The 22520-nt window shown below is 68.9% G+C and carries 23 protein-coding genes; 8 read left to right on the forward strand and 15 right to left on the reverse strand.

Annotated elements, in window-relative coordinates; genetic code table 11:
- Positions 1–331 precede the first annotated feature (331 nt).
- Positions 332–1279 (forward strand): histidine phosphatase family protein, encoded by a 948-nt coding sequence (locus tag ACIPY5_RS18310; RefSeq protein ID WP_400973291.1) that lies wholly within the window; start codon positions 332–334, stop codon positions 1277–1279.
- A gap of 123 nt (positions 1280–1402) precedes the next feature.
- Here ACIPY5_RS18310 and nrdF read toward each other — a convergent pair whose 3' ends face one another.
- The 4 genes from nrdF to nrdH are packed head-to-tail and all read right to left on the reverse strand — an operon-like array spanning position 1403 to position 5273.
- Positions 1403–2380: a class 1b ribonucleoside-diphosphate reductase subunit beta gene (nrdF, locus tag ACIPY5_RS18315; RefSeq protein WP_292717164.1), complete on the reverse strand. Its 978-nt coding sequence runs from the start codon at positions 2378–2380 to the stop codon at positions 1403–1405.
- Positions 2381–2423: 43 nt separating this feature from the next.
- On the reverse strand, positions 2424–4601 hold the full coding sequence (gene nrdE / locus ACIPY5_RS18320; protein ID WP_400973295.1) for a class 1b ribonucleoside-diphosphate reductase subunit alpha: 2178 nt from the start codon (positions 4599–4601) through the stop codon (positions 2424–2426).
- Positions 4583–5020, reverse strand: a complete 438-nt coding sequence (gene nrdI / locus ACIPY5_RS18325) for a class Ib ribonucleoside-diphosphate reductase assembly flavoprotein NrdI (RefSeq protein WP_309337249.1) — start codon at positions 5018–5020, stop codon at positions 4583–4585. The genes nrdE and nrdI overlap by 19 nt, the downstream gene beginning before the upstream one ends.
- A 19-nt stretch (positions 5021–5039) precedes the next feature.
- Positions 5040–5273, reverse strand: coding sequence for a glutaredoxin-like protein NrdH (nrdH, locus tag ACIPY5_RS18330; protein ID WP_045251249.1), 234 nt, complete (start codon positions 5271–5273; stop codon positions 5040–5042).
- Between the two features lie 408 nt (positions 5274–5681).
- Here nrdH and ACIPY5_RS18335 point away from each other — a divergent pair, with 408 nt between their 5' ends.
- Entirely contained in the window at positions 5682–6896 is a 1215-nt protein-coding gene (locus ACIPY5_RS18335) for an MFS transporter (protein ID WP_309337254.1), read from the forward strand.
- A 4-nt stretch (positions 6897–6900) separates the two neighbouring features.
- Here ACIPY5_RS18335 and ACIPY5_RS18340 read toward each other — a convergent pair whose 3' ends face one another.
- Both ACIPY5_RS18340 and ACIPY5_RS18345 read right to left on the reverse strand, forming a co-directional pair.
- Positions 6901–7323, reverse strand: coding sequence for a type II toxin-antitoxin system VapC family toxin (locus ACIPY5_RS18340; RefSeq protein WP_309337256.1), 423 nt, complete (start codon positions 7321–7323; stop codon positions 6901–6903).
- The gene (locus ACIPY5_RS18345; protein ID WP_309337257.1) at positions 7310–7543 is read right to left on the reverse strand and encodes a FitA-like ribbon-helix-helix domain-containing protein; all 234 of its coding nucleotides are present in this window, start codon (positions 7541–7543) and stop codon (positions 7310–7312) included. The genes ACIPY5_RS18340 and ACIPY5_RS18345 overlap by 14 nt, the downstream gene beginning before the upstream one ends.
- A gap of 179 nt (positions 7544–7722) precedes the next feature.
- Between ACIPY5_RS18345 and ACIPY5_RS18350 the strand changes: the two genes are divergently transcribed.
- Entirely contained in the window at positions 7723–9090 is a 1368-nt protein-coding gene (locus ACIPY5_RS18350) for an aspartate aminotransferase family protein (protein WP_400973301.1), read from the forward strand.
- A gap of 137 nt (positions 9091–9227) precedes the next feature.
- Here ACIPY5_RS18350 and ACIPY5_RS18355 read toward each other — a convergent pair whose 3' ends face one another.
- From ACIPY5_RS18355 to ACIPY5_RS18385, 7 genes are all read right to left on the reverse strand, one after another.
- The gene (locus ACIPY5_RS18355; protein ID WP_400973304.1) at positions 9228–9797 is read right to left on the reverse strand and encodes a dihydrofolate reductase family protein; all 570 of its coding nucleotides are present in this window, start codon (positions 9795–9797) and stop codon (positions 9228–9230) included.
- 112 nt (positions 9798–9909) lie between these two features.
- Positions 9910–10842, reverse strand: a complete 933-nt coding sequence (locus tag ACIPY5_RS18360) for an RNA polymerase subunit sigma-70 (protein ID WP_400973307.1) — start codon at positions 10840–10842, stop codon at positions 9910–9912.
- A gap of 23 nt (positions 10843–10865) precedes the next feature.
- Positions 10866–11789 (reverse strand): ABC transporter permease, encoded by a 924-nt coding sequence (locus tag ACIPY5_RS18365; protein WP_309337267.1) that lies wholly within the window; start codon positions 11787–11789, stop codon positions 10866–10868.
- Positions 11786–12676 (reverse strand): ABC transporter permease, encoded by an 891-nt coding sequence (locus ACIPY5_RS18370; RefSeq protein ID WP_309337269.1) that lies wholly within the window; start codon positions 12674–12676, stop codon positions 11786–11788. Before ACIPY5_RS18370 ends, ACIPY5_RS18365 begins: the two co-directional genes overlap by 4 nt.
- Positions 12669–13862 carry an extracellular solute-binding protein gene (locus ACIPY5_RS18375; RefSeq protein WP_400973311.1) on the reverse strand — a complete coding sequence of 398 codons (1194 nt, stop codon included), beginning with the start codon at positions 13860–13862 and terminating at the stop codon, positions 12669–12671. The genes ACIPY5_RS18370 and ACIPY5_RS18375 overlap by 8 nt, the downstream gene beginning before the upstream one ends.
- Positions 13862–15010, reverse strand: coding sequence for an ABC transporter ATP-binding protein (locus ACIPY5_RS18380; RefSeq protein WP_400973313.1), 1149 nt, complete (start codon positions 15008–15010; stop codon positions 13862–13864). Before ACIPY5_RS18380 ends, ACIPY5_RS18375 begins: the two co-directional genes overlap by 1 nt.
- A 169-nt stretch (positions 15011–15179) precedes the next feature.
- A complete protein-coding gene (locus ACIPY5_RS18385) occupies positions 15180–15452 on the reverse strand; it encodes a metal-sensitive transcriptional regulator (RefSeq protein WP_309337277.1) in 273 nt (90 codons plus the stop codon).
- Between the two features lie 53 nt (positions 15453–15505).
- Here ACIPY5_RS18385 and ACIPY5_RS18390 point away from each other — a divergent pair, with 53 nt between their 5' ends.
- From ACIPY5_RS18390 to ACIPY5_RS18405, 4 genes are all read left to right on the forward strand, one after another.
- Positions 15506–16780, forward strand: a complete 1275-nt coding sequence (locus tag ACIPY5_RS18390) for a DUF445 domain-containing protein (RefSeq protein ID WP_309337279.1) — start codon at positions 15506–15508, stop codon at positions 16778–16780.
- 227 nt (positions 16781–17007) lie between these two features.
- A complete protein-coding gene (locus tag ACIPY5_RS18395; RefSeq protein WP_400973316.1) occupies positions 17008–17829 on the forward strand; it encodes a DUF559 domain-containing protein in 822 nt (273 codons plus the stop codon).
- Between the two features lie 224 nt (positions 17830–18053).
- On the forward strand, positions 18054–18956 hold the full coding sequence (locus ACIPY5_RS18400; protein ID WP_309337283.1) for an arginase family protein: 903 nt from the start codon (positions 18054–18056) through the stop codon (positions 18954–18956).
- A gap of 7 nt (positions 18957–18963) precedes the next feature.
- Positions 18964–19338: a YrdB family protein gene (locus ACIPY5_RS18405; RefSeq protein ID WP_400973319.1), complete on the forward strand. Its 375-nt coding sequence runs from the start codon at positions 18964–18966 to the stop codon at positions 19336–19338.
- A 13-nt stretch (positions 19339–19351) separates the two neighbouring features.
- On the opposite strand, the gene ACIPY5_RS18410 is transcribed toward ACIPY5_RS18405, so the two are convergent.
- Together ACIPY5_RS18410 and ACIPY5_RS18415 are read right to left on the reverse strand one after the other, a co-directional pair.
- A complete protein-coding gene (locus tag ACIPY5_RS18410; protein ID WP_400973322.1) occupies positions 19352–19999 on the reverse strand; it encodes an SDR family oxidoreductase in 648 nt (215 codons plus the stop codon).
- Between the two features lie 80 nt (positions 20000–20079).
- The gene (locus tag ACIPY5_RS18415; protein ID WP_309337290.1) at positions 20080–21075 is read right to left on the reverse strand and encodes a LacI family DNA-binding transcriptional regulator; all 996 of its coding nucleotides are present in this window, start codon (positions 21073–21075) and stop codon (positions 20080–20082) included.
- A 177-nt stretch (positions 21076–21252) separates the two neighbouring features.
- On the opposite strand from ACIPY5_RS18415, the gene ACIPY5_RS18420 reads away from it, so the two are divergent.
- Entirely contained in the window at positions 21253–22518 is a 1266-nt protein-coding gene (locus ACIPY5_RS18420) for an extracellular solute-binding protein (protein WP_400973326.1), read from the forward strand.
- Positions 22519–22520 lie beyond the last annotated feature (2 nt).

Raw genomic sequence — 22520 nt, forward strand, 5'->3', positions numbered from 1 at the left:
AACCTGGCTCGACCACTACAACCTGGACAGAGCCCACCTCGGCATCGGAGGCCAAACCCCCATCGACCGAATCAACAACGGTCGAGGTCAGTACAACTAGCCCCCCCCGTTCCTTCCCTTCCACTTCCGAGTCGTCCCCGTCAGCGCACCCTATGGCGTGCGCTGACAGGGACGACTCGGAAGTGGAGTGCTCCGCCGTGGGAGCGAGGCGGACGCATGGATCCTGAAACACGCTTGCAGCCGAATACTTTAGCGTGGCAGGTTTTTACCTGCGGACCCCGATCTCCTCACAGAGCCGTGAGGAGCATCCCGCAGATGGAGAGAAGCAATCATGAGAAGAAGCGTCATCCGCATCGCCGCGGTCACCGCGGCCGTCATCGCGGCGACCACCCTCACCGCGATGTCAGCCACCGCAGCCTCGACGAGTGTCGTCGCCAGCGCGAGGACCGACAAGTCCGACAAGAAGGCGGTCGTCATCTATCTGACCCGTCACGGACGCACCATCCTGAATCAGACCGACACCGTGCAGGGCTGGGCGGACTCCCCTCTGCTCGTCGGCACCCGGCCGGTGGCGACCGCTCCCGTCGCGAAGGTCGACGAGGGCCGCCCGCTGGCGGCCGCGGTCGGCGCGCGCCTCACTGCCGCGATCGGGCCGTTCGACGTCGCGTACTCCGCGGACGGCAAGCGTCATTTCGAGACCGCGACCTACCTCCTGCAGGGCGCCGGCCAGACACGACTCGCGGTCACCCAGGACTGGCGCCTTCGCGAGATGAACTTCGGCCGCTACGAGGGCAAGGAGAACAAGGAGATGTGGTCGGCGGCGGTCGAACACCTCGGCTACACGATCGATCACGACGCGGCACCGACGGCCCCGGCGGATGCGTCGGGGCAGAACGGCGGCTGGCAGACGATGCAGGGCATCGCGATCGCCCAGCAGGGCCTGTACGGCATGATGGCTGCGATCAAGGCCGTGGCCGATGCCCCGCAGCTGGGCCTGCCCGCCGAGGACTGCACGGACGTGAACTCGCGGATGACCGCGGCGCTCACCGAGATCGCCGCGAAGGCCAAGAAGAAGGACAGCGCGATCCTCGTCGTCTCCAGCGGCATCTCGATCATGTGCTTCGCCAACGGACCCGACATGCGCACGGTCGATGGAGGAGCCCCCGGGATGCCTCCGGCGGGCGTCCCGAACCTCGGTGTGACCAAAGTCGTCTACAAGGACGGCGTCTTCAGGATCGACGGCCCCGTCGGAAGCAAGGACTACTACCCGCAGCCCTGACCTTGCGCGTCGGACGCCGATACCCGAGCCGTCGGTCCTCCGGACACGATGAAAGGCCTGGATCTGCAGGAGCAGATCCAGGCCTTTCATCCGCCCTGACGGGCTTCGAGTGTGATCAGCGACTCAGAAGTCCCAGTCCTCGTCCTCGGTGGCCTCGGCCTTGCCGATGACGTAGGAGGATCCGGATCCCGAGAAGAAGTCGTGGTTCTCGTCGGCGTTCGGCGAGAGCGCCGACAGGATCGCCGGGTTCACGTTCGTCACCGTCGCGGGGAACATCGCCTCGTAGCCGAGGTTCATGAGCGCCTTGTTCGCGTTGTAGTGCAGGAAGCGCTTGACGTCCTCGGTGAGGCCGACGCCGTCGTACAGATCCTGGGTGTACTGCACCTCGTTGTCGTAGAGCTCGTACAGCAGCGAGAAGGTGTAGTCCTTCAGCTCGTCGCGCTTGGCCTGGTCGAGGGTCTCGAGACCGCGCTGGAACTTGTAGCCGATGTAGTACCCGTGCACGGCCTCATCGCGGATGATGAGGCGGATGAGGTCTGCCGTGTTGGTGAGCTTCGCCCGCGACGACCAGTGCATCGGCAGGTAGAAGCCCGAGTAGAACAGGAAGCTCTCGAGCAGGGTCGAGGCGACCTTGCGCTTGAGCGGCTCGTCCCCGCGGTAGTAGTCCATGACGATCTGAGCCTTCTTCTGAAGGTTCGGGTTCTCCACGGACCAGCGGAACGCCTCGTCGATCTCCTTCGTCGAGCACAGCGTCGAGAAGATCGAGGAGTAGCTCTTCGCGTGCACCGACTCCATGAACGCGATGTTCGTGTAGACGGCCTCCTCATGCGGGGTGATCGCATCGGGGATGAGCGACACCGCGCCGACCGTGCCCTGGATCGTGTCCAGGAGCGTCAGGCCGGTGAAGACGCGCATGGTGAGCGTCTGCTCCTCGGGGGTGAGCGTGTTCCACGACTGGATGTCGTTCGACAGCGGCACCTTCTCGGGCAGCCAGAAGTTGTTCACCAGACGGTTCCAGACCTCGAGGTCCTTGTCATCCTGGATGCGGTTCCAGTTGATCGCCTGCACACGGTCGACCAGCTTGAGCGGTTCGGGGGTCATTTCTTTCCTACTTCGGTCGTTGAGCGAGACGAAACGCGGGTTCTCACAGCATGCAGCTGACGCACTCGGTCATGTCGGTCCCCTCGAGGGCCATCTGACGCAGACGGATGTAGTAGATCGTCTTGATGCCCTTGCGCCAGGCGTAGATCTGCGCCTTGTTGATGTCGCGCGTGGTAGCGGTGTCCTTGAAGAACAGCGTGAGGGACAGGCCCTGGTCCACGTGCTGCGTCGCCGCGGCGTACGTGTCGATGACCTTCTCGTAGCCGATCTCGTACGCGTCCTGGTAGTACTCCAGGTTGTCGTTCGTCATGAACGCCGCCGGGTAGTAGACGCGACCGAGCTTGCCTTCCTTGCGGATCTCGATCTTCGACGCGATCGGGTGGATCGAGCTCGTCGAGTTGTTGATGTACGAGATGGATCCGGTCGGCGGGACGGCCTGCAGGTTCTGGTTGTAGATGCCGTGCTCCTGGATGGAGGCCTTCAGCTCGCGCCAGTCGTCCTGCGTCGGGATGTGCTGGCCGGCGAACAGCTCGACGACCTTCTCCGTCGCGGGCACCCACTCCTGGTCGATGTACTTGTCGAAGAACGTGCCGGACGCGTAGGTCGAGTCGGCGAAGCCGTCGAAGGCGACGCCGCGCTCGATCGCGAGCTTGTTCGACGCGCGCAGCGCGTGGAACAGCACCGTGTAGAAGTAGATGTTCGTGAAGTCGATGCCCTCTTCGGAGCCGTAGAAGACGCGCTCACGAGCGAGGTAGCCGTGCAGGTTCATCTGCCCCAGGCCGATCGCGTGCGAGCGGTCGTTGCCGTCCTCGATCGAGCGCACCGAACCGATGTGGCTCTGGTTGCTCACCGCGGTGAGCGCGCGGATCGCCGTCTCCACCGTCTGCCCGAGGTCGTCGGCGTCCATCGACAGCGCGATGTTCATCGAGCCCAGGTTGCAGGAGATGTCCTTGCCGATCTGGCCGTACGAGAGGTCCTCGTTGTAGGTCGTCGGGGTGTTCACCTGCAGGATCTCGCTGCACAGGTTGGACATGTTGATCCGGCCCTTGATCGGGTTGGCCTTGTTCACCGTGTCCTCGAACATGATGTACGGGTAGCCCGACTCGAACTGGATCTCGGCGAGGGTCTGGAAGAACTCGCGCGCGTTGATCTTGGTCTTCTTGATGCGCGGGTCGTCGACCATCTCGCGGTACTTCTCGGTGACCGAGACGTCGCCGAACGGCACGCCGTAGACGCGCTCGACGTCGTACGGGGAGAACAGGTACATGTCCTCGCCGTTCCGTGCGAGCTCGAACGTGATGTCCGGCACGACGACGCCCAGCGACAGCGTCTTGATGCGGATCTTCTCGTCGGCGTTCTCCCGCTTGGTGTCGAGGAACCGCATGATGTCGGGGTGGTGCGCGTTCAGATACACCGCACCGGCGCCCTGGCGCGCACCGAGCTGGTTCGCGTAGGAGAAGGAGTCCTCCAGGAGCTTCATCACGGGGATGATGCCCGAGGACTGGTTCTCGATCTGCTTGATCGGAGCACCCGACTCGCGGATGTTCGAGAGCAGCAGCGCCACGCCGCCACCGCGCTTGGACAGCTGCAGGGCGGAGTTGATGCCGCGGGCGATCGACTCCATGTTGTCCTCGATGCGCAGCAGGAAGCAGCTGACGAGCTCGCCGCGCTGCGCCTTGCCGGCGTTGAGGAAGGTCGGGGTGGCGGGCTGGAAGCGGCCCGAGATGATCTCCTCGACGAGGTTCACGGCGAGATCCTCATCGCCGTCGGCCAGGGCGAGGGCGGTCATCACGACGCGGTCCTCGAAGCGCTCCAGGTAGCGCTTGCCGTCGAAGGTCTTCAGCGTGTAGCTCGTGTAGTACTTGAACGCGCCGAGGAAGGTCTCGAAGCGGAACTTCTTCGAGTAGGCGAGGTCGTTGAGCTTCTGGATGAACTCGAAGGAGTACGCCTCGAGCACCGCGCCCTCGTAGTACTCCTTCTCCACGAGGTAGTCCAGGCGCTCCTTGAGCGAGTGGAAGAACACCGTGTTCTGGTTCACGTGCTGCAGGAAGTACTCCCGCGCCGCGCGCTTGTCCGCGTCGAACTGGATCTTGCCGTCCGCGTCGTACAGGTTCAGCATCGCGTTGAGGGCGTGATAGTCGAGCCCCTCGTACGCCGCGTTGACCTTGAACGCGATCTCGCTCTTCACCGGCGCTGTGTCCTTCAGTGCTGCTTCCACCATCGTTCCAATCCGTCGGTCACCCGATCGACGTCGTCCTGTGTGCCGTAGATCTCGAGCCGGTACAAGTGGGGCACGTGGCACTTGCGGCTGATGATGTCACCGGCGGCGCAGAACGCGTCGCCGAAGTTGGTGTTGCCTGCGGAGATCACTCCGCGGATGTGACGCCGGTTGCGCTCGTCGTTGAGGAACCGGATGACCTGCTTGGGCACGGCGCCCTTCTCGACGCCTCGGCCCTGCCCGCCGCCGTAGGTCGGCGTGACCAGCACGAACGGCTCGTCGATGACGAGCGGCTCCTCCGTGCTGTGCAGCGGGATCCGCCGCGCCGGAAGGCCCAGCTTCTCGATGAATCGAGCGGTGTTGCCCGAGATGCTCGAGAAGTAGACCAGCAGCGGCGCGGCGGTCGCGGTGGCGGCGTTCATGAGATCGCCCCCTCGGGAGTCAGGCCAGGCGAGCGGCGAGCTCGTCGATCTTGTCGGGACGGAAGCCCGACCAGTGGTCCTCGTCGGTGACGACGACAGGAGCCTGCAGGTAGCCGAGCGACTTCACGTGCTCGAGCGCCGCAGCGTCTTCGGAGACGTCGTGGACCTCGTACTCGATGCCCTTCGCGTCGAGTGCGCGGTAGGTCGCGTTGCACTGCACGCAGGAGGGCTTGGTGTAGACCGTGATGGACATGTATTGCGCCTCTTCTTCCCCTCAGAACCCGGCTTCGGGCAGGTAGGCCCCGCCGGGAGTTCAATACTACATATAGGTGCGGACATTCGGGTCGACCACAAGGGCTAGTAGTTACAACTGTGTAGTTTTCCACCGTATTCCACCGATTCACCACAGGTTCTCCACGCCTTTGTCCACAGCCGGCGGCGACCGCGGAGCACCCCCGAACCGCGATTTCCCGCGGCTCCGGGAGACCCCGCCCGGATCCCTCCACAGATCCGACGCTAGGAGGGGTCGCCGACATTCCTCAGCCTGTGGAATTCGCCCTCCGGCGTGTCGTCGGCGTGTCGCGGGCGCACCCCCGCACCGCCCGGCCGGAGACCGCGCGAGACCCTGCTCCGGACCCCGTGCGACCTGTAGCGTTGATCCGTGGCCGGATCGGGATACAGGGAGCTTCTGCGCGTACCGGGCGTCGGACGGATCATCACCGCGCAACTGACGGCGCGGTTCCCGAACGGCATGGCGAGCCTCGCGATCCTGCTGCACGTGCAGCACGCGACCGGCTCCTATGGCGCGGCGGGTCTCGTGCTGGCCGCGTCCTCGATCGGGCAGGCCGTCTCCGGTCCCGTCACCAGCCGCTGGATGGGCCGCTGGGGCATGCGCCCGGTACTGACGCTGACGCTCTCGGTCTGCGTGCTGTCGTTCCTGGGGCTCGCCTTCTTCTCCTTCCTGCCCCTCGCCGGCTACGTGGTGCTCGGCCTGATCGCAGGCCTCTCCACGCCGCCGATCCAGTCGGCCGCGCGCACGATCTATCCCAAGCTCGTGAACTCCTCGCAGCTCACGCCGCTGTTCTCACTGGACGCCTCGCTGCAGGAGATCATCTGGATCGTCGCGCCGGTCGTCATCACGATCGTCTCGACGCAGGTCGGCACCGTCCAGGGCCTGCTGCTCGTGGCCGCGCTGCTCGTGGGCGGCGGCGCGTGGTTCATCCTCTCCCCCGAGGTGGGCCGGGTGCGGATCCCGCGCAGCCGGCGCGGGTTCGGCGCGGTCGTGCTGAAGCCTCCGGTGATGCTCGCCACGGTCATCGGCTTCCTGCTCATCGGCGCCTGCGCGGCCGTCGAGGTGGGCGTGGTGAAGACCTTCGACCACGGAGGGCTGGAGGCCGGGCTGGTGCTCGCCGTGTTCTCCGTGGGAAGCCTCGTCGGAGGCCTGGCATCGGGCCGAGTGCCGATGGGCCCGTGGGCGATGGCCCGCCGGCTCGCCATCGTGACCGTCGGTCTCGCTCTCACGATGGTGTCGCTCAACGTGTTCTGGCTCGGCGGCACGCTGCTCGCCGCCGGCATCGGGATCGCCCCCGCCCTCGCGGTGCTGTTCGCGATCACGTCCGCGAGCGTGAAGTTCTCCGAGACGGCCGAGGCCTTCGGCTGGGCGGGCACGGGGCAGCTGATCGGCGCCGCCGCCGGATCCGCGATCGCCGGCTTCCTGATCGACAGCATGCACAGCCCGACCGGCGCCTACCTCGCCGCCACGTGCTTCGCCGCCGTCGCGCTGATCGTCTCGGTCCTGTTCGTACGGTTCTTCCCCGATCTGCGCGGCCGCGACGCCGCGCCGATGCCGGACACCGAGGTCGTCCCGCTGCCCTGAGCGTTCACCGCCCCAGGTCGACGACCTCGACCGGACACCGGGCGACACCGGCGCTGGCGATCCGTCGGTCACCGGTGAGCAGAACGGCACCGAGACGTTCGCCGAGCGCGACATAGCTCGCGTCGTAGATCGTCAGGTTGGTGCGCAGCTCCCACGCACGCTCCGCGATCGCCTCGCCCGGCCAGAACTCGATCGGCAGCCGGCGGGCGTGCCATCGCGACGCCGCCGCCTGCGGAGTCGAGAGCGTGCGGCCGAGCTCGAGCCCCCGCAGCGCACTGTCGACCTCGGTGAGCAGGAGGGACGGCGCGAAGAGCATCGCGTCACCGATCCGCTCCGACAGCCACCGCGTCTCCCCCGCGTTGGCCGCGACGAGCGCCACGACGGCTGAGGCATCGATGACGAGCAGTTCTCGCTCAGCGCCGGCCATCGCCGACGGCCTCCACGATGTCGCGCATGCTCAACGACGGATAGGTCTGCGTGTTCAATCGTGCCTGTGCGACGGCCTCGAGAGCGCTCGGCGTCGAGGCGAGACGCAGGAGCTCGGCGCTCAGGTACTCCTGAAGCGACCGACCCGATTTCGCAGCCCTGGCTGCGAGCTCGTCCCGCACCTCATCGGGAACGTTGCGGACCGTGATCGTGACGCTCATGCATGCATTCTAGCTGCATCGCCGTCAGATCGCCTGCGCTTCGATTCACGCCCTCGAAGCATCCACGCCGTTCCTTCGATGAGATCCCGCGAGCGTCCAACCTCGGAATCCGCAGGATTCGAGGATCTCAACCTTCGATATCTGTTGTCATTTTGGATTTCGAGTGCCAAGATCGGAGCATGAGCGCCGATCTGCAACAGAAAGCACACGATCACCTCTGGATGCACTTCACCCGCCAGTCCACGATGGACCGCGGCGGAGTGCCGATCATCGTCCGAGGTGAGGGACACCACATCTGGGACGACACCGGCAAGCAGTACATCGACGGGCTCGCCGGCCTCTTCGTCGTCAACGCCGGCCACGGCCGCACCCGCCTCGCCGAGGCCGCCGCGAAGCAGGCCGAGCAGCTGGCGTTCTTCCCGCTGTGGTCGTACGCGCACCCCGCGGCGATCGAGCTCGCGGACCGCCTCGCCGGCTACGCGCCGGGCGACCTGAACCGCGTCTTCTTCACGAGCGGCGGCGGCGAGGCCGTCGAGACCGCCTTCAAGCTCGCCAAGCACTACTGGAAGCTGCGCGGCAAGCCCACCAAGCACAAGGTCATCTCGCGCTCGATCGCGTATCACGGCACGACCCAGGGCGCGCTCGCGATCACCGGCATCCCCGCGATGAAGGCGATGTTCGAGCCGGTCACCCCCGGCGGCTTCCGCGTTCCGAACACGAACATCTACCGCGCCGCCGAGATGGGCGCGCCGACGGATCCCGAGGCGTTCGGCGTCTGGGCGGCCGACCGGATCGAGGAGATGATCCAGTTCGAGGGCCCCGACACAGTCGCCGCGGTCTTCCTCGAGCCGGTGCAGAACTCGGGCGGGTGCTTCCCGCCGCCTCCCGGCTACTTCCAGCGCGTGCGCGAGATCTGCGACCGCTACGACGTGCTGCTCGTCTCCGACGAGGTGATCTGCGCGTTCGGCCGGATCGGGCACATGTTCGCCTGCGACGCCTACGGGTACGTGCCCGACATCATCACCTGCGCCAAGGGCATCACGAGCGGCTATTCCCCTCTGGGCGCCGCGATCGTCAGCGACCGCATCTACGAGCCCTTCGCGCACGGCGACCTGTCTTTCCCGCACGGCTACACGTTCGGCGGGCACCCGGTCTCCGCCGCCGTCGCCCTTGAGAACCTGAACATCTTCGAGGAGGAGAGGCTCAACGAGCGGGTGCGCGAGAACTCGCCGCTGTTCCGCGCCGAGCTGGAGACTCTGCTCGATCTGCCTCTCGTCGGAGATGTGCGCGGCGACGGCTACTTCTTCGGGATCGAGCTGGTCAAGGACAAGGCCACGCGCGAGACGTTCGACGACGACGAGTCGGAGCGCCTGCTGCGCGGCTTCCTCTCCGGCGCGCTCTACGACGCCGGCCTGTACTGCCGCGCGGACGACCGCGGCGATCCCGTGATCCAGCTCGCCCCGCCGCTCACCATCGGTCCGGCGGAGTTCCGCGAGATCACCGGCATCCTCCGCGGCGTGCTCACGGAGGCGGAGTCGGTTCTGTAGTCGCTGGGGACGCGACTCGGGGAGGGCGGATGGGGATCCGCCCTCCCCTTTCTCATGCCGCCTTCCTCCGCACGGCGTCTCGTCTCGCGCCCTTCAGGTGCGGCTCCTGAGCGAGCCGAAGGCGGGACGAAGGGCGCTCACCGGTCTCGGGCCGACGGCGTCGCGATCATCAGGCTCGTCGGGCCCATCTGCTCGACGCTCACGAGATCGAGCGCCGCGCCGTCGGGGAACAGGCGGCGCCCGGCGCCCGTGGCCGTCGGGAACACGCGCAGCCGGTACTCGTCGACCGCGCCCTCCTCGACGAAGCGCTCGACGAGCGAGCCGCTGCCGATGACGATCACGTCGCGCTCTGCGGCCGTCTCCCGCGCCCAGCCCACCGGATCGGCGTCGACCCGCCGGGAGTTCCGCCATCGGGAGAGGTCGACATCCCCCCGGGTGACGACGGCCTTGTCCGCGGCGTTCAGCGCGTGTGCGAAGGGATCCGTCTCGTCACGCGGCGGCCACAGCGCCGAGAAGGCCTCCCAGGTGCGCCGCCCGAACAGGAAGATCCCGGTCTGCAGGATCGATCCGTAGCGGAACTTGTCCCCCGAGATCGCCTCGGGGCCGTGCCGGAAGCACCAGCCTCCGAACGGCGTGCCGCCGGATCCGTCCGGGTCCTCGACGACGCCGTCGAGGGTGATGAACTGCGCCACGATGATGCGTGCCATGTCGTGCTCCTTGCGTCGTGCCCGGATGCGGATCCTCCGCGGAGGGCTTCCTCAGGGTGTACGGACGAGCGGCACCGGATTCATCGGTGCAGGGGGAATCCGCTCTGATCCGTCACGGCGCGACGACGCCGTCCCTCTCGAAGAGCGCGAAGAGCGCCTCGTCCCGGTACACCAGCACGTGGCCGATCCTCTCGCCGGTCGAGTCGGCCTCGAAGAGCTGCACGGTGTGCGGGTGCGCCCCCTCGTCGTCGATGCGCAGGAGAAGGAAGCCGTGCTGCCCGTTGGCCGAGATCGGGGTGGTGCGCCAGCGGGTGCCCTGCCGCTCGAACAGGTGCGCCATGAAAGCGGCGTAGGTCTCGCGCCCGATCGACCAGTACGGCACCGGCGGCATCTCGAACAGCACATCGTCGGCGACGAGTTCGGCCAGAGCGGCCGCGTCGGCCCGCTCGATCGCTCTCGCATAGCGCTCCACGGTCTCCCGCCTCAATGGAGCGGGGCGCGAGGAGCGCTCGGCGACCGCCGCCTTCGCGCGCTGCAGCGCGGAGTTCACCGACGGCACGCTCGTCTCCAGGATCTCGGCCGTCTCGGCCGCGGAGTGACCGAGGACCTCGCGCAGGATGAAGACCCCGCGCTGCCTGGGCGGCAGCGCCTGCAGCACCAGCGTCACCGCGAGCCGCACGCCGGAGGCTTCGGCAGCCGCGCGCTCCGGCTCCGAATCCGCCCACCAGCGGGTCGGCGCCGGTACGAGCCAGGGCACGTCCAGGGCCGGGACGAGGGGCGCGCCGACGTCGATGCCGGGATCCGTCAGGTCTCGCGGCAGCGGACGCCGCGGCGTCTCGCGGAGCCGATCCACGCAAATGTTGCGCGCGATGCGGTACACCCAGGTCGACAGCGCCGCCTTGGCCGGGTCGTACGACGCCCGGCCCCGCCAGGCGCGCTCGAGCGCGTCCTGCACGGCGTCCTCCGCATCGAACGGCGAGCCCAGCATCTGGTAGCAGAAGGAGAGCAGGCCGCCGCGGAGCGCGGCGAGATCGGAGGCGTCCACGAGGCCGAGGCTAGCCGCCCGGATCAGCCTCCCGCCATCGTCCGCGCGATGTCGGCGGCCGAGTCTCCCGCCTTCTTCAGGACGAGCGCCACGAGGGCGAGCGCCCCGAGCGTCAGCACGAGCATGATCGTGGACACCGCGGCGATCTCCGGACGCAGGCCGCTGCGGAGGGCGCTCAGCACGTAGACCGGCCACGGCGTGGTGCCGGAGACCTGCACGAACGCGGAGACGATGGTGTTGTCCAGGCCCAGGGTGAACGAGAGCAGGAAGCCCGCGAGCACGGCCGGCATCGCGAGCGGCAGCGTGACCTTGAAGAACGTCGTGAGCGGCTTCGCGTAGAGGTCGGCGGAGGCCTCCTCGAGCTTCGCGTCGAGCCCGACCAGGCGCGCCCTCACGATGTACGACACGATCGCGATCGAGAACAGCGATTGCCCGATCACGAGGCGCACGGTGCCGTCGTTGAAGATCGACAGCCCCAGATCCTGGCCGAGGAAGACCACCCACGGCAGCAGCGCGACGGCGTCCACGATCTCGGGCGTGACCGAGATCAGCAGCAGCAGGCCGAGGAACCACGGCACCCACTTGCCGGGCGTGCGCGCCATCGCGATGCCGGCGAGCGTTCCGAGCGCCGTCGCGAGCACCGCGGCGATGAGGCCGGTGCGCAGCGAGACCAGCACCGCGTCGCGCACGGCGGGCTTGGTGACGATCGCGGCGAACGAGTCGAAGCCGAAGTGGTCCCAGGAGATCAGCAGCCGGCCGACGTTGAACGAGTACACGATCACGACCGCGATCGGCAGGAACAGGAAGACGAACACGAGCGTCGCCCACAGCGGCAGGAGCCAGCGGCTGACGTTGCGCGGCGCCTTCGCACGGCGACCGGATCCCGCCCGGGTCGTGGACGGTGACGGATCCGCCTGCTCGGCGGGTCGTTCTGCGACGACGGTCATCGTGCCTCCTCGAGCGTGAGCCGGTAGCTGCGGCGGATCGGGATCGTGACGAGCCAGCCGATCGCGGCCGCGATGGCGATCGACAGCCCGATGGTGAGGATCAGCAGCACCGCCATCGCGGATCCCAGCGCCCAGTTCTGCGCGGTCTGGAACTGGCTGGCCACGATCTGCCCGACCATGTTGCCCTTGGCGCCGCCGAGCACGGTGGCCGTGATGTAGTCGCCCATGAGCGGGATGTAGACGAGCAGCACGCCCGCGATGATTCCGGGCTGCGCGAGCGGGATCGTCACCCGGAAGAAGGTCCTCCAGCTGCCCGCGCCCAGGTCCTTGCTCGCCTCCCGCAGCGGGCCGCTCACGCGGTCGAACGCCACGAAGAGGGGCAGGATCATGAGCGGAAGGTAGTTGTAGACGACACCGAGCAGCACCGCGCCGCGGGTGTTCAGGATCCCGAGCGGACCGGGGATGACGCCGAGGAACTGCAGCGCGTGCGACAGCCAGCCCTCGGGGGCGAGGATGATCTGCCAGCCGATCGTGCGCACCAGGAAGTTGGTCCAGAACGGCACCATGACGAGCGCGAGGAACATCCCGCGCCGGCTCGGCGCGCACTTCACGGCGATCCAGTAGGCCACCGGCGCCCCGATCACGAGGCACAGCACGGTGCCGGCGATCCCCACCCACAGCGTGTTCTGGAACGTGGCGAAGAACGTCGGAGAGAGCGCCTCGACGTAGCGGTCGAAGGACAGCTTGTCGTTCGCATTGGTCGCGAAGATGCTCGGCTTGTACCCGAAGCTGTACCAGACGACGACCCCGATCGGGACGACGAAGAAGATGAGCAGCCAGACCCAGGCGGGCAGCGCGAGGCCGAAGCGGATCCTGAGCCTACGCACCGGCGGCCGCCTTCGTCGCGTTCCAGATCGACACGATCCGCTCCTGCGCGCTCGTGAACTTCTGCTCGTGCATGGTCTTCACCTGCGCGTCGTCGAAGTACACCATGTCCAGACGCTCCAATCCGGCCTCGTCGGCCTTCTGCTGGGTGCCCTGCACGCCCGTGTCGTAGCCGATGTAGTCGACCTGGGCGAGCTGCACGTCCGGCGAGATGATGTAGTCGATGAAGGCGTGCGCGGCCTCGGGGTGCGGCGCCCCCTTCGCGATCGCCCAGTTGTCCATCCACAGCTCTGTGGCGGGGGCGCCGAGCACCCACTGCCAGCGCTCCGGATCCTTCGACGCCGCCATGCCGGTGCGGGCGTCGCCGCTGTAGGACTGCACGAGCGCGGCGGACGCCTGCGGGATGATCTGGCCGCCGGGCGCCGAATCGAAGGTGGTGATGTGCGGGGCGAGCTGCTTCGTGAGGAAGCTCTCGCAGGCGTCGAGGTGCTTCTTCTCGGTGGTGTTCCAGTCGATGCCGTGCGACCAGAAGTAGATGCCGCACAGCGGCGCCGGGTCGTCCAGGACCGCCGTCTTCCCGGACGCCTCCTTCTGCGCGGCGTCGATGAAGTCGGCCCAGTTGGTCAGCTCCCGCGAGATGACCTTCTTGTCGTAGACGAAGCCGGTCGTCCCCCAGGCCTTGCAGATCGAGTACTCGTTCTTCGGGTCGAAGGACCGGTGGATGAAGTTCGGGTTCATCGTCGCGAAGTTCGGGATGAGATCGAGGTTGATCTTCTCCAGCAGGCCGTTCTCGGCCATCGGCAGGATGAACAGGCCGCTCGGCACGACGATGTCATAGCCCGAGGTCCCCCGTGCCGCCACGAGCTTGGCGATGAGCTCCTCGTTCGAGTTGAACGCGTCGACGACGACCTTCGGCCCCGACTTCTTGGTGAAGGCGCTGAGGATCTTGGGATCGTCGTAGTCGCTCCAGGTGTAGATCGAGAGCCTGTCCTCGAGCGGTCCGCCATGCGCGTCGGACGCCGCCGAGGCCTGCTGCGGTGCGCACGCGGTGAACAGCACAGCGCCGGATGCGGCGAGCGCCGTGGCGAGGAAGCCGCGCCGGGTGAGCTCCGAGCGGATCTTGCGCGCGGATGCGCCGTTCGCGAGCACGCGGACCGGAGGCGCCTCGAGGGGGCCCCGAGGCGCCATCAGGCCGCTTCCTTGGGAAGCGCGATCACGTGCGTGGCCGTCTCGGGGATGCCGTCGCCGGCGAAGATGCGCACGTCGGAGGGGCTCCACGTGCAGCGCACGGCGTCGCCGACCGCGACAGCCGGTGCGCCCGGCGCGGGGATCCGCACGAGGAACGCCTGTTCGCGCCCCACCTCGACCGCGACCTGCAGCGTCTCGCCGAGATGCGAGACGCCGAGCACGGTGCCGTCGATCCCCGGTCCGTCCGCGGTGCCGGCCGGGGCGAGCCGGACGAACTCGGGTCTGATGGCCGCGACGACCGCGGATCCGGGAGCGGTCTGCTCGCCGCCCCAGCGCCCGTGCACGGTCCCCGCGTAGGTGTCGACCGCGTCGCCGCCGAGCGCCGTGCCGTGCAGGAAGTTCTGCTGGCCGATGAACGACGCGACATAGGCCGAGGCGGGCTCGGCGTAGATGTCGGCCGGCGCGGCGAGCTGCTCGATCCGGCCCGCGCGCATGACCGCGATCCGGTCGCTCATCGACAGCGCCTCGGCCTGATCGTGCGTCACGAACACGAAGGTCGTCCCGAGCCGCGCCTGCAGCAGCTTCAGCTCGAGCTGCATCTCCTCGCGCAGCTGCCGGTCCAGGGCCGCCAGGGGCTCGTCCAGCAGCAGCACCGAGGGGCGGTTGATCAGGGCGCGGGACAGCGCGATGCGCTGCTGCTGGCCGCCGCTCAGCTGGGTGGGCTTGCGATCCGCGAAGCGGCGCAGCTGCACCATGTCGAGAGCCTCCGCCACGCGCTCGCGCTGCTCGGCCTTGGGCACCTTGCGCTGCTGCAGGCCGTAGGCGACGTTCTCGGCGACCGTCATGTGCGGGAACAGCGCGTACGCCTGGAAGACCGTGTTGACCTCGCGCTTGTGCGGCGGGAGTCCCAGCACGCTCCGGCCGCTCAGCCGGATGTCTCCCTCGTCGGGGTGCTCGAAGCCCGCGATCATGCGCAGCGTCGTGGTCTTGCCGCATCCGGAGGGGCCGAGGAGGGAGAGGAACTCCCCCGGCCGGATCGACAACGACAGGCGGTCGACGGCGGTCGCCTCACCGTAGAACTTGGTGACGCCAGAGATCTCGACACCGCCGGTCGGCGCGTCGATCGTGCTCTGAGCAGGTACGGACATTGGACCGCTCATGAAACCTCCACAGTGAGTTCTTCGCTGCGGAGATTCTGACACAGGATCCGACCTCAGTACAGAGGAAAGCGTAGTTTCATCGGATTCCTACGACGATATTCGTTGTTGAGCGCTTGATTCTCAACGGATCTGAACGCTCCCAGATCCGCGTCGACGGCTACTTCCCCTGGAAGTCGAACGCCTTCAGCAGCTCCTCGATGGCCTGCTCGCGGGGCTCTCCGCCCTCGTCGAACATGTGCGCCACGTGGGTGCGCAGGTGGTTCTCCAAAAGCAGCTTGTTGAGGGATTCGAGGGAGCGCTGGATGGCGCGGGACTGCGTGATGATGTCCATGCAGTAGTCCTCGTTCTCGATCATCTTCGCGACCCCGCGGAGCTGTCCCTCGAGGATGCTGGTGCGGTGCAGGGCGCGCTTCTTGATGTCTTCGATCACGAGGTAGAGAGTACCGCCCGCCCCACGGGATGGGGCTCTGCAAGGATGGGCGCATGGCTCGCGCCCGTGAAGCACTGCTGTCCCCCGCGGATCTGGAACGCCTGCGCGCGCTCCGGCGGATGAAGGCCGTCGCCCTCGCGGCTCTCGGGGTCATGGCCGTCGCGTTCGTGGTCGCGTTCTGGCTGCAGGCCCGCTACCCGTGGCTCGAGTACGTCCGCGCTGCCGCGGAAGGCGGCATGGTCGGCGCCCTCGCCGACTGGTTCGCCGTGACGGCCCTGTTCCGCCGTCCGCTCGGCCTGCCCATCCCGCACACCGCGATCATCCCCAACCGCAAGGACGAGATCGGACGCACGCTCGGCGAGTTCGTCGAGACGAACTTCCTCTCCGCCGAGGTCGTGCGCACCAAGCTGTCCGAGACCTCGATCGCCGCACGGCTCGGATCCTGGCTGCGCGCACCGGCACACGCGGAGCGGGTCGCGAGCGAGGGATCCACGATCGCCGCCGCCGTGCTGCGCGCCCTGAGCGACGAGGACGTGCAGGGCGTCATCGCGGAGCTCGCGCGCGAGCACCTCGTCGAACCGGAGTGGGGCACCCCGGCCGGCACGTGGCTGCAGCGCATCGTGGAGGCCGACGCGCATCGCGGCGCGGTGGACCTCGCCGTCGACAGCATCGCGACCTGGCTCGACGGCAATGCCGCCGCCTTCCAGGGACTGCTGTCGCGCCGACTGCCGGGCTGGGTGCCCCGGCTCGCACACCGTTTCGTGGATGAGGCCGCCTACAACGAGGCGGTGCGGTTCGTGCGGGCCGTGCAGGCGGATCCCCGGCACCCGGCGCGTCTCGCGCTGGACGGCTACCTGGCACGGCTCGCGGCCAACCTCCAGCACGACCCCGGCACACGGGCGCGCCTGGAGAACGCGAAGGCGGCCCTGTTCGACAGCCCCCGCGTCGGCGCGCTGGCCGCCGAGGCGTGGAACGCGGCCAAGACCGGCCTGCTGGCGTCGCTCGCGGATCCGGAGAGCGGCCTGCGGCGCCGCGCCGCGGTCGCGATCGGCGAGCTCGGGGACCGCCTGGCGACGGAGGATCCGCTGCAGCAGCGGGTGGACGGATGGGTCACCGACGCCGCCGTGTTCCTCGTCGACCGCTACCGGCACGACATCGCCTCGATCATCACCGACACCGTCGAGCGCTGGGATCCTGCCGAGACCACCGAGAAGATCGAGCTCATGGTCGGCCGCGACCTGCAGTACATCCGCCTGAACGGCACGGTCGTCGGAGCGCTCGCGGGCCTCGCGATCTTCGCCCTCGCTCATGCCGTGATCCCTGTGTAGGCCCCTGGGGCTCGGGGCTCGTGGGGCTGCGAGGCTCGTGTTCGCGACGATCTGCACACGATGACACGATCAGCACGCGGATCCCGCGGATCCGTGTGCTGATCGTCGCAGGGTGTGCTGATCGTCGCAGCCGCGGATCGTCCTGCACAGGACGGAGCGGACGCCTGTTCGACACGGATCCCGGGATCACCGCCCCACGACGCCTCGGGGCCCGTCACGCTGTCGGCATGCTCTCCCTGATCGACACCATCCGACGGCGCGGTGGGATCGCGCGCGGCGCGGACCTGCAGCGGCTCGGCTTCACGCGCTCGGCGATCGCCCGCGCCGTGCATCGCGGTGCCGTCGATCGCCTGCGCGACGGCGTGTTCGCGGTAGGCCCGGTCGATGCCGAGGTGCGCGCGGCCGTCGCGCACGGCGGCGCGCTCACCTGCGCCAGCGTGTTGAAGGCGCGAGGGGTCTGGGTGCTGCCCGAGGTCAGGGGTCCGCATGTCTGGCTCGGTGCGGGGCGGCATGGTCTGACGCATCCGCACTGCGCCTGCATCCCGCACTACCACCGGGGCACGCCGCCGCTCGGGCAGACCGACGTCGGGACGGCCCTGCTGCATCTGCGGCTCTGCGCGGGGGACGAGGCCTTCTTCGCCGCGTACGAGTCGGCCTGGCGGAAGGGGCTCCTGCCGTCTGCGGCGCGCCGCCGGATCCGCGAAGCCCTGCCGGCCTCCGCGCGCCGGCTCGTCGACTTCGCCCGGGGCGACGCGGACAGCGGACTGGAATCACTGCTGCGGCTGAGGTTGCGCGCGATCGGGCTGCAGCTCGAGTGCCAGGTGCACATCGACGGAGTGGGCACGGTCGACTTCGCCATCGGTCGGCTCATCATCGAGGTCGACGGCAAGGAGAACCATGCGGGTCCGACCAAGCGGCACAAGGACCTGGTGCGGGATGCCGCCGCCGCGCGCCTCGGCTACCGCACCCTTCGATTCGACTATGCGCAGGTGGTGCACGACTGGCCGTCTGTGCAGGCGGCCATCCTCGCTGCGATCGGCGGGCTGTGACGATGCGCACACGACAGGACGAAGGGCACGCGGATCCTGCCATTCCCTGTGCAGATCGTCACCGGATGTGCAGATCGTCGCGGCCGCGAGCCGGCCCAGCCGCGCCGGACCAGGCGCACTGTCTCGCGTACCAGACAATGCCCGCGTTGTGATCCCGACGCGAGGGCGGCGCCGTGGCACGCTGTTCAACGGATGCCGACCGCGCCTCCGGGAAGGGACTCCTCATGGCACTCTCGCACGATCCCCTCTGGCCCCGTGGCGGCGACTGGCCCGCCTTCGGCACGCCCGCCGACGCGGTCCTGCTCGGCGTGCCGACCTGGCGCACCTCGCTGTCCCCCACCGGTGCGCACGCGACCCCGGCGGCGATCCGCGACGCCCTGCGCCGCTACAGCCCCACCCTGATGGGTCCGCCCGCGGTCGACCTGAACCAGGCGCTCCGCATCGCCGATGCGGGCGACGTGCACGAGCCCGACGGCGAGGAGGGCGTCGCCCGCGCGATCGCCCGCGTGTCGGAGATCGCGGCGGCGTCCCGGCTCGTGATCGCGCTCGGCGGCGACAACTCGCTCACCTACCCCGTCGCGCTCGGAGCGGGCGCGGACGGGCTCATCACGATCGACGCGCACTTCGACCTGCGCGACGGGGTCTCGAACGGCTCTCCGGTGCGCCGGCTCGTCGAGGACGCCCCTGCGGGATCCGCGATCGATCCCCGCCGGATCGTGCAGATCGGCATCGCGGACTTCGCGAACTCCGCCGCCTACGCGCAGCGCGCAGCGGACTGGGGCATCCGCGTCATCACCCTCGACGAGGTGCGCCGTCGCGGCATCGACGACGTGGTCGCCGAGGCGGTCGAGATCGCCGGCTCCGGGGATGCGTCCCGGGTGCACCTCGACATCGACGTGGACGCGTGCGACCGCGCCGCGACCCCCGGATGCCCGGCGAGCGTGCCCGGCGGATTCGCGGCGTGGGAGCTGCGCGCGCTCGTGCGTGGCATCGCCGGAGACCGCCGCGTGGTCAGCGCCGACATCGCCGAGGTGGATGCCACCGCCGACGACGAGGACGCCCGCACCGTGCGCCTCGCCGCGCTCTGCGTGCTGGAGCTGCTCGCCGCTCTCGCAGGCCGGGGCTGATCCGCCGATGAGCGACCGTCGCGCACGCGATCCGTTCCTCGACGGCGGCCCCGCTCTGCGCATCGCCCTCGGGCTGCGGTTCCTGATCGAGCTCGCGCTGCTGGCCGGTGCCGGGACCGCCGCGGTGCGGCTCCTCCCCGGCGGGGCGGGCTGGGCGGTGACCGTCGTGGCGGTCGCCGTGCTCGCGGCCGTCTGGGGTCTGCTGCTTTCGCCGAAGGCGCGCGTCGACATCCGGCCTGCGGGACGGCTGTGCCTCGAGGCGCTCCTCTTCGGCGCCGTCGGCGCGGCGCTCTGGGTGAGCGGGCTCGGCGTCGCCGGCATCGCGCTTCTCGCCCTGTGGGCGCTCGACAGGATCGCCCTGGCCGTGCTCGACCGCGGCTGAGCGCCGCACGCTCTCAGAGCTCGCGCAGCGCCTGGTCGATCGGCAGATTCCCCTCGTTGAACCGGATCGTGCGGCGGATGGTCGCCGGCTCGACCAGGGTCTGCGCGATCACCCGCGCGACGTCGGCGCGGGAGACGCTGCCCGAGGTCTCCGAGGTCGCGTCGATCAGGCCCCTCGGCTCCTCGAGCGTCAGCCGGCTCGGTCCGAGCACCGTCCAGTCGAGCGCGGTCGCGCGCAGGTGCTCATCGGCCGCGGCCTTCGCCTCCGCGTAGGCGTGGAACGAGTCCGACGCCGGGATCCCGTGCGCGGGCGAGGAACCGAAGTACGAGACCATCACGTACCGGCCGACGCCGGCATCGGCCGCGGCCTCCATGGAACGGACCGCGGCGTCGAGGTCCACCGCCCTGGTGCGCTCCGCGGATCCGCCTCCCGCCCCGGCAGACCACACGACGGCATCGTGCCCGGCGATCAGCGTCGCCATCGCCTCCTGGGACGCGGATTCGGCGTCGAAGACGACGGGATCCGCGCCCGTCGCCCGCACGTCGTCGATCTGCCCGGCGTCGCGGATCACCGCGGTCACCTGGTCGCCGCGTGCGGTGAGGAGGGGTTCGAGGAGGAGCGCCACCTTGCCGTGGCCGCCGAAGATCAGGATCCGTGCCATGTCTCCACGCTATGCCCGATCCGGCGAGCGCGGGGCGACGGATCCGGATCCGCTCCCGCGCGCGATGCGGCGCGGTGCGCCTACCGGACGACGAGGCGCGGCTCGATCAGTGCGTGGGCGGTGCCGGCCCGCACGTCGCGCGGGGTCACCGCCTCGCCCGTCGGTCCCATGAGCAGTTCGAGCGTCGCCGCCGCGACGTCCTCAGGGCGCTGCTCCACGCTGGAGAAGCCGAGCGCTTCCGCGGTCGGCGTGTTGTCGAAGCCGATCACCGGCACCCGCGCGGAGCTCCCGGTCTGCGCCAGGAGCGCGCCGATCGCGAGGGAGTCGCTCGCGCAGACCACCGCGTCCACCTGCGCATCCGCGCCCGCCACCACGGCGCGAGCCCTCGCGACGTCCTCCTCCGTGGTCCACCGAGGGCCCGTCGCGCCGGCCGCAGCCATCGCCTCGCGCCAACCGCGCTCGCGGTCGTCCCCGGTGCCCGAGCCCGTCGGCCAGCCGAGGAATGCGACCCGCGGGCCGAAGCCCAGCGCATGCTCCGTGGCCGCGCGCGTTCCGGCGGCGCCGTCGACGTCGACCCAGAGGTGCTCGGGTGCCGCGAGGTCGTCCTCGCCCCAGGGTCGGCCGAACGCGACGAAGGGCAGCCGGGACTCCCCCAGCCAGCGCGTGCGCGGGTCGCCGTGGAACGTGCCGGTGATGATCGCGGCATCGATCTCTGAGCCCTCCCAGAGCTCGGCGAGCCGGGCGATCTCGTCCCCGGCCGTGCGCGCGGCGTACACGAGCATGCGCATGCCGCGCTCGCTCGCGCGCTCGGTGAGGGCGTGCACGAAGCGGTCCAGCACGACGCCGGAGACGCCTCCGACATAGGGATCCAGATGGATCCCTATCGTGGAACTACGGCGGGTGCGCAGCTGACGGGCCGCCGCATGGCGCCGGTAGCCGAGCTCGACGATCGCCTGCTGCACGCGCTCCCGGGTGGCGGGCTTCACGATGGTCGGCGTGTTCAACACGTTCGACACGGTCTGCCGCGACACACCGGCGCGCAGCGCCACGTCTTCGACGGTCGGCGTCCTGACCATGTCTCTCCCTCCGCGGATCCGGCCCGGGATCCGGGACCACCTTCCCACCTTGACACCCCGGGCTCCTGCCGCCTAGCGTATTCGATACAGAGTTTGATCGTTCAAATTCCTGCGACGACGTCCTGTCGTCACCGAGAAGCACACATCATCACGGATGCTCATCAAGGGAGAAGAGACATGACACGGCACAGCACACGCGCCGCGATCGGGGCCGGGGCGCTCGTCCTCGCGGGCGCGATCGCCCTCACCGGCTGCGGTTCGGGGTTCTCCGGCGGGAACGCCGGCAGCAGCACCGGATCCACGGCACTCACCTCGTCCGACAAGCCGCTGAACATCCTCATCGGATCGTCCGGCGACGCCGAGACCAAGGCCGTCAACGACGCCGTCTCGGCATGGTCGAAGACCTCGGGCGTCAAGGCGACCGTGACGGCGGCGAGCGACCTCAACCAGCAGCTCTCGCAGGGCTTCGCCTCGGGCTCCCCCGCCGACGTGTTCTACCAGTCCACCGACGCCCTCGCCGGTTACGCGTCGAACGGATCGCTGCTCGCGTACGGCGACCTGCTCAAGAACAAGGACGACTTCTACCCGAGTCTGCTCAAGTCCTTCACCTACGACGGCAAGCTGTACTGCGCGCCGAAGGACTTCTCCACGCTGCAGCTCGTGATCAACACCGACATGTGGACCCAGGCCGGACTGACCGACGCCGACATCCCCAAGACCTGGGACGAGCTCGCGTCCGTCTCGAAGAAGCTCACCGCGGACGGCCACGTGGGCCTCTCGATGAGCGGCGAGTACGCCCGCGTCGGCGCCTTCATGGTCGCCGCCGGCGGCGGCCTCATGAACGCCGACTCGACCAAGGCCACGGCTGACGCCGAGGGCAACGTGAAGGCGCTCGACTACCTCAAGGGCCTCCTGACCGGCGGCTCGATGAAGTTCGCGGCCGATCTCGGATCCGGCTGGGGCGGCGAGGCGTTCGGCACCCAGAAGGCCGCGATGGTCGTCGAGGGCAACTGGATCACCGGCGCCATGACCAACGACTACCCGACCGTGAAGTACAAGGCGGTCGAGCTGCCCGCCGGCCCCGACGGCAAGAAGGGCACGCTGCAGTTCACGAACTGCTGGGGCATCTCCGCCGACAGCAAGAACCAGAAGGCCGCTCTCGACCTCGTCGAGCACCTGACCAGCGCCGACAGCCAGCTCGCCTTCTCGAAGGCGTTCGGCCCGATGCCGTCGATCAAGTCGGCCGCGGACCAGTGGAAGAAGGACAACGCCCCGCTCGTCCCGTTCCTGAACGGCGCGGACTACGCCCAGGGCGTGCCCACGGCCAAGGGCGCGAGCGACGTCGTGACCGACTTCAACGGCAAGCTCGGCTCGCTCGCGACCGGCGACCCGAAGGCGATCCTCGACGCCGCGCAGAAGAACCTGGAAGCCCTGACCAAGTAATC

The sequence above is a fragment of the Microbacterium sp. NPDC089698 genome (genome assembly GCF_044749045.1).
In the GTDB taxonomy this organism is placed as follows: domain Bacteria; phylum Actinomycetota; class Actinomycetes; order Actinomycetales; family Microbacteriaceae; genus Microbacterium.

Coding starts and splice junctions, on each gene's coding strand:
- ACIPY5_RS18310 (WP_400973291.1), top strand. CDS start 332: ATGAGAAGAAGCGTCATCCGCATCGCCGCGGTCACCGCGGCCGTCATC.
- nrdF (WP_292717164.1), bottom strand. CDS start 2,380: ATGACCCCCGAACCGCTCAAGCTGGTCGACCGTGTGCAGGCGATCAAC.
- nrdE (WP_400973295.1), bottom strand. CDS start 4,601: ATGGTGGAAGCAGCACTGAAGGACACAGCGCCGGTGAAGAGCGAGATC.
- nrdI (WP_309337249.1), bottom strand. CDS start 5,020: ATGAACGCCGCCACCGCGACCGCCGCGCCGCTGCTGGTCTACTTCTCG.
- nrdH (WP_045251249.1), bottom strand. CDS start 5,273: ATGTCCATCACGGTCTACACCAAGCCCTCCTGCGTGCAGTGCAACGCG.
- ACIPY5_RS18340 (WP_309337256.1), bottom strand. CDS start 7,323: ATGGCCGGCGCTGAGCGAGAACTGCTCGTCATCGATGCCTCAGCCGTC.
- ACIPY5_RS18345 (WP_309337257.1), bottom strand. CDS start 7,543: ATGAGCGTCACGATCACGGTCCGCAACGTTCCCGATGAGGTGCGGGAC.
- ACIPY5_RS18350 (WP_400973301.1), top strand. CDS start 7,723: ATGAGCGCCGATCTGCAACAGAAAGCACACGATCACCTCTGGATGCAC.
- ACIPY5_RS18355 (WP_400973304.1), bottom strand. CDS start 9,797: ATGGCACGCATCATCGTGGCGCAGTTCATCACCCTCGACGGCGTCGTC.
- ACIPY5_RS18365 (WP_309337267.1), bottom strand. CDS start 11,789: ATGACCGTCGTCGCAGAACGACCCGCCGAGCAGGCGGATCCGTCACCG.
- ACIPY5_RS18375 (WP_400973311.1), bottom strand. CDS start 13,862: ATGGCGCCTCGGGGCCCCCTCGAGGCGCCTCCGGTCCGCGTGCTCGCG.
- ACIPY5_RS18380 (WP_400973313.1), bottom strand. CDS start 15,010: ATGTCCGTACCTGCTCAGAGCACGATCGACGCGCCGACCGGCGGTGTC.
- ACIPY5_RS18390 (WP_309337279.1), top strand. CDS start 15,506: ATGGCTCGCGCCCGTGAAGCACTGCTGTCCCCCGCGGATCTGGAACGC.
- ACIPY5_RS18395 (WP_400973316.1), top strand. CDS start 17,008: ATGCTCTCCCTGATCGACACCATCCGACGGCGCGGTGGGATCGCGCGC.
- ACIPY5_RS18400 (WP_309337283.1), top strand. CDS start 18,054: ATGGCACTCTCGCACGATCCCCTCTGGCCCCGTGGCGGCGACTGGCCC.
- ACIPY5_RS18405 (WP_400973319.1), top strand. CDS start 18,964: ATGAGCGACCGTCGCGCACGCGATCCGTTCCTCGACGGCGGCCCCGCT.
- ACIPY5_RS18410 (WP_400973322.1), bottom strand. CDS start 19,999: ATGGCACGGATCCTGATCTTCGGCGGCCACGGCAAGGTGGCGCTCCTC.
- ACIPY5_RS18415 (WP_309337290.1), bottom strand. CDS start 21,075: ATGGTCAGGACGCCGACCGTCGAAGACGTGGCGCTGCGCGCCGGTGTG.
- ACIPY5_RS18420 (WP_400973326.1), top strand. CDS start 21,253: ATGACACGGCACAGCACACGCGCCGCGATCGGGGCCGGGGCGCTCGTC.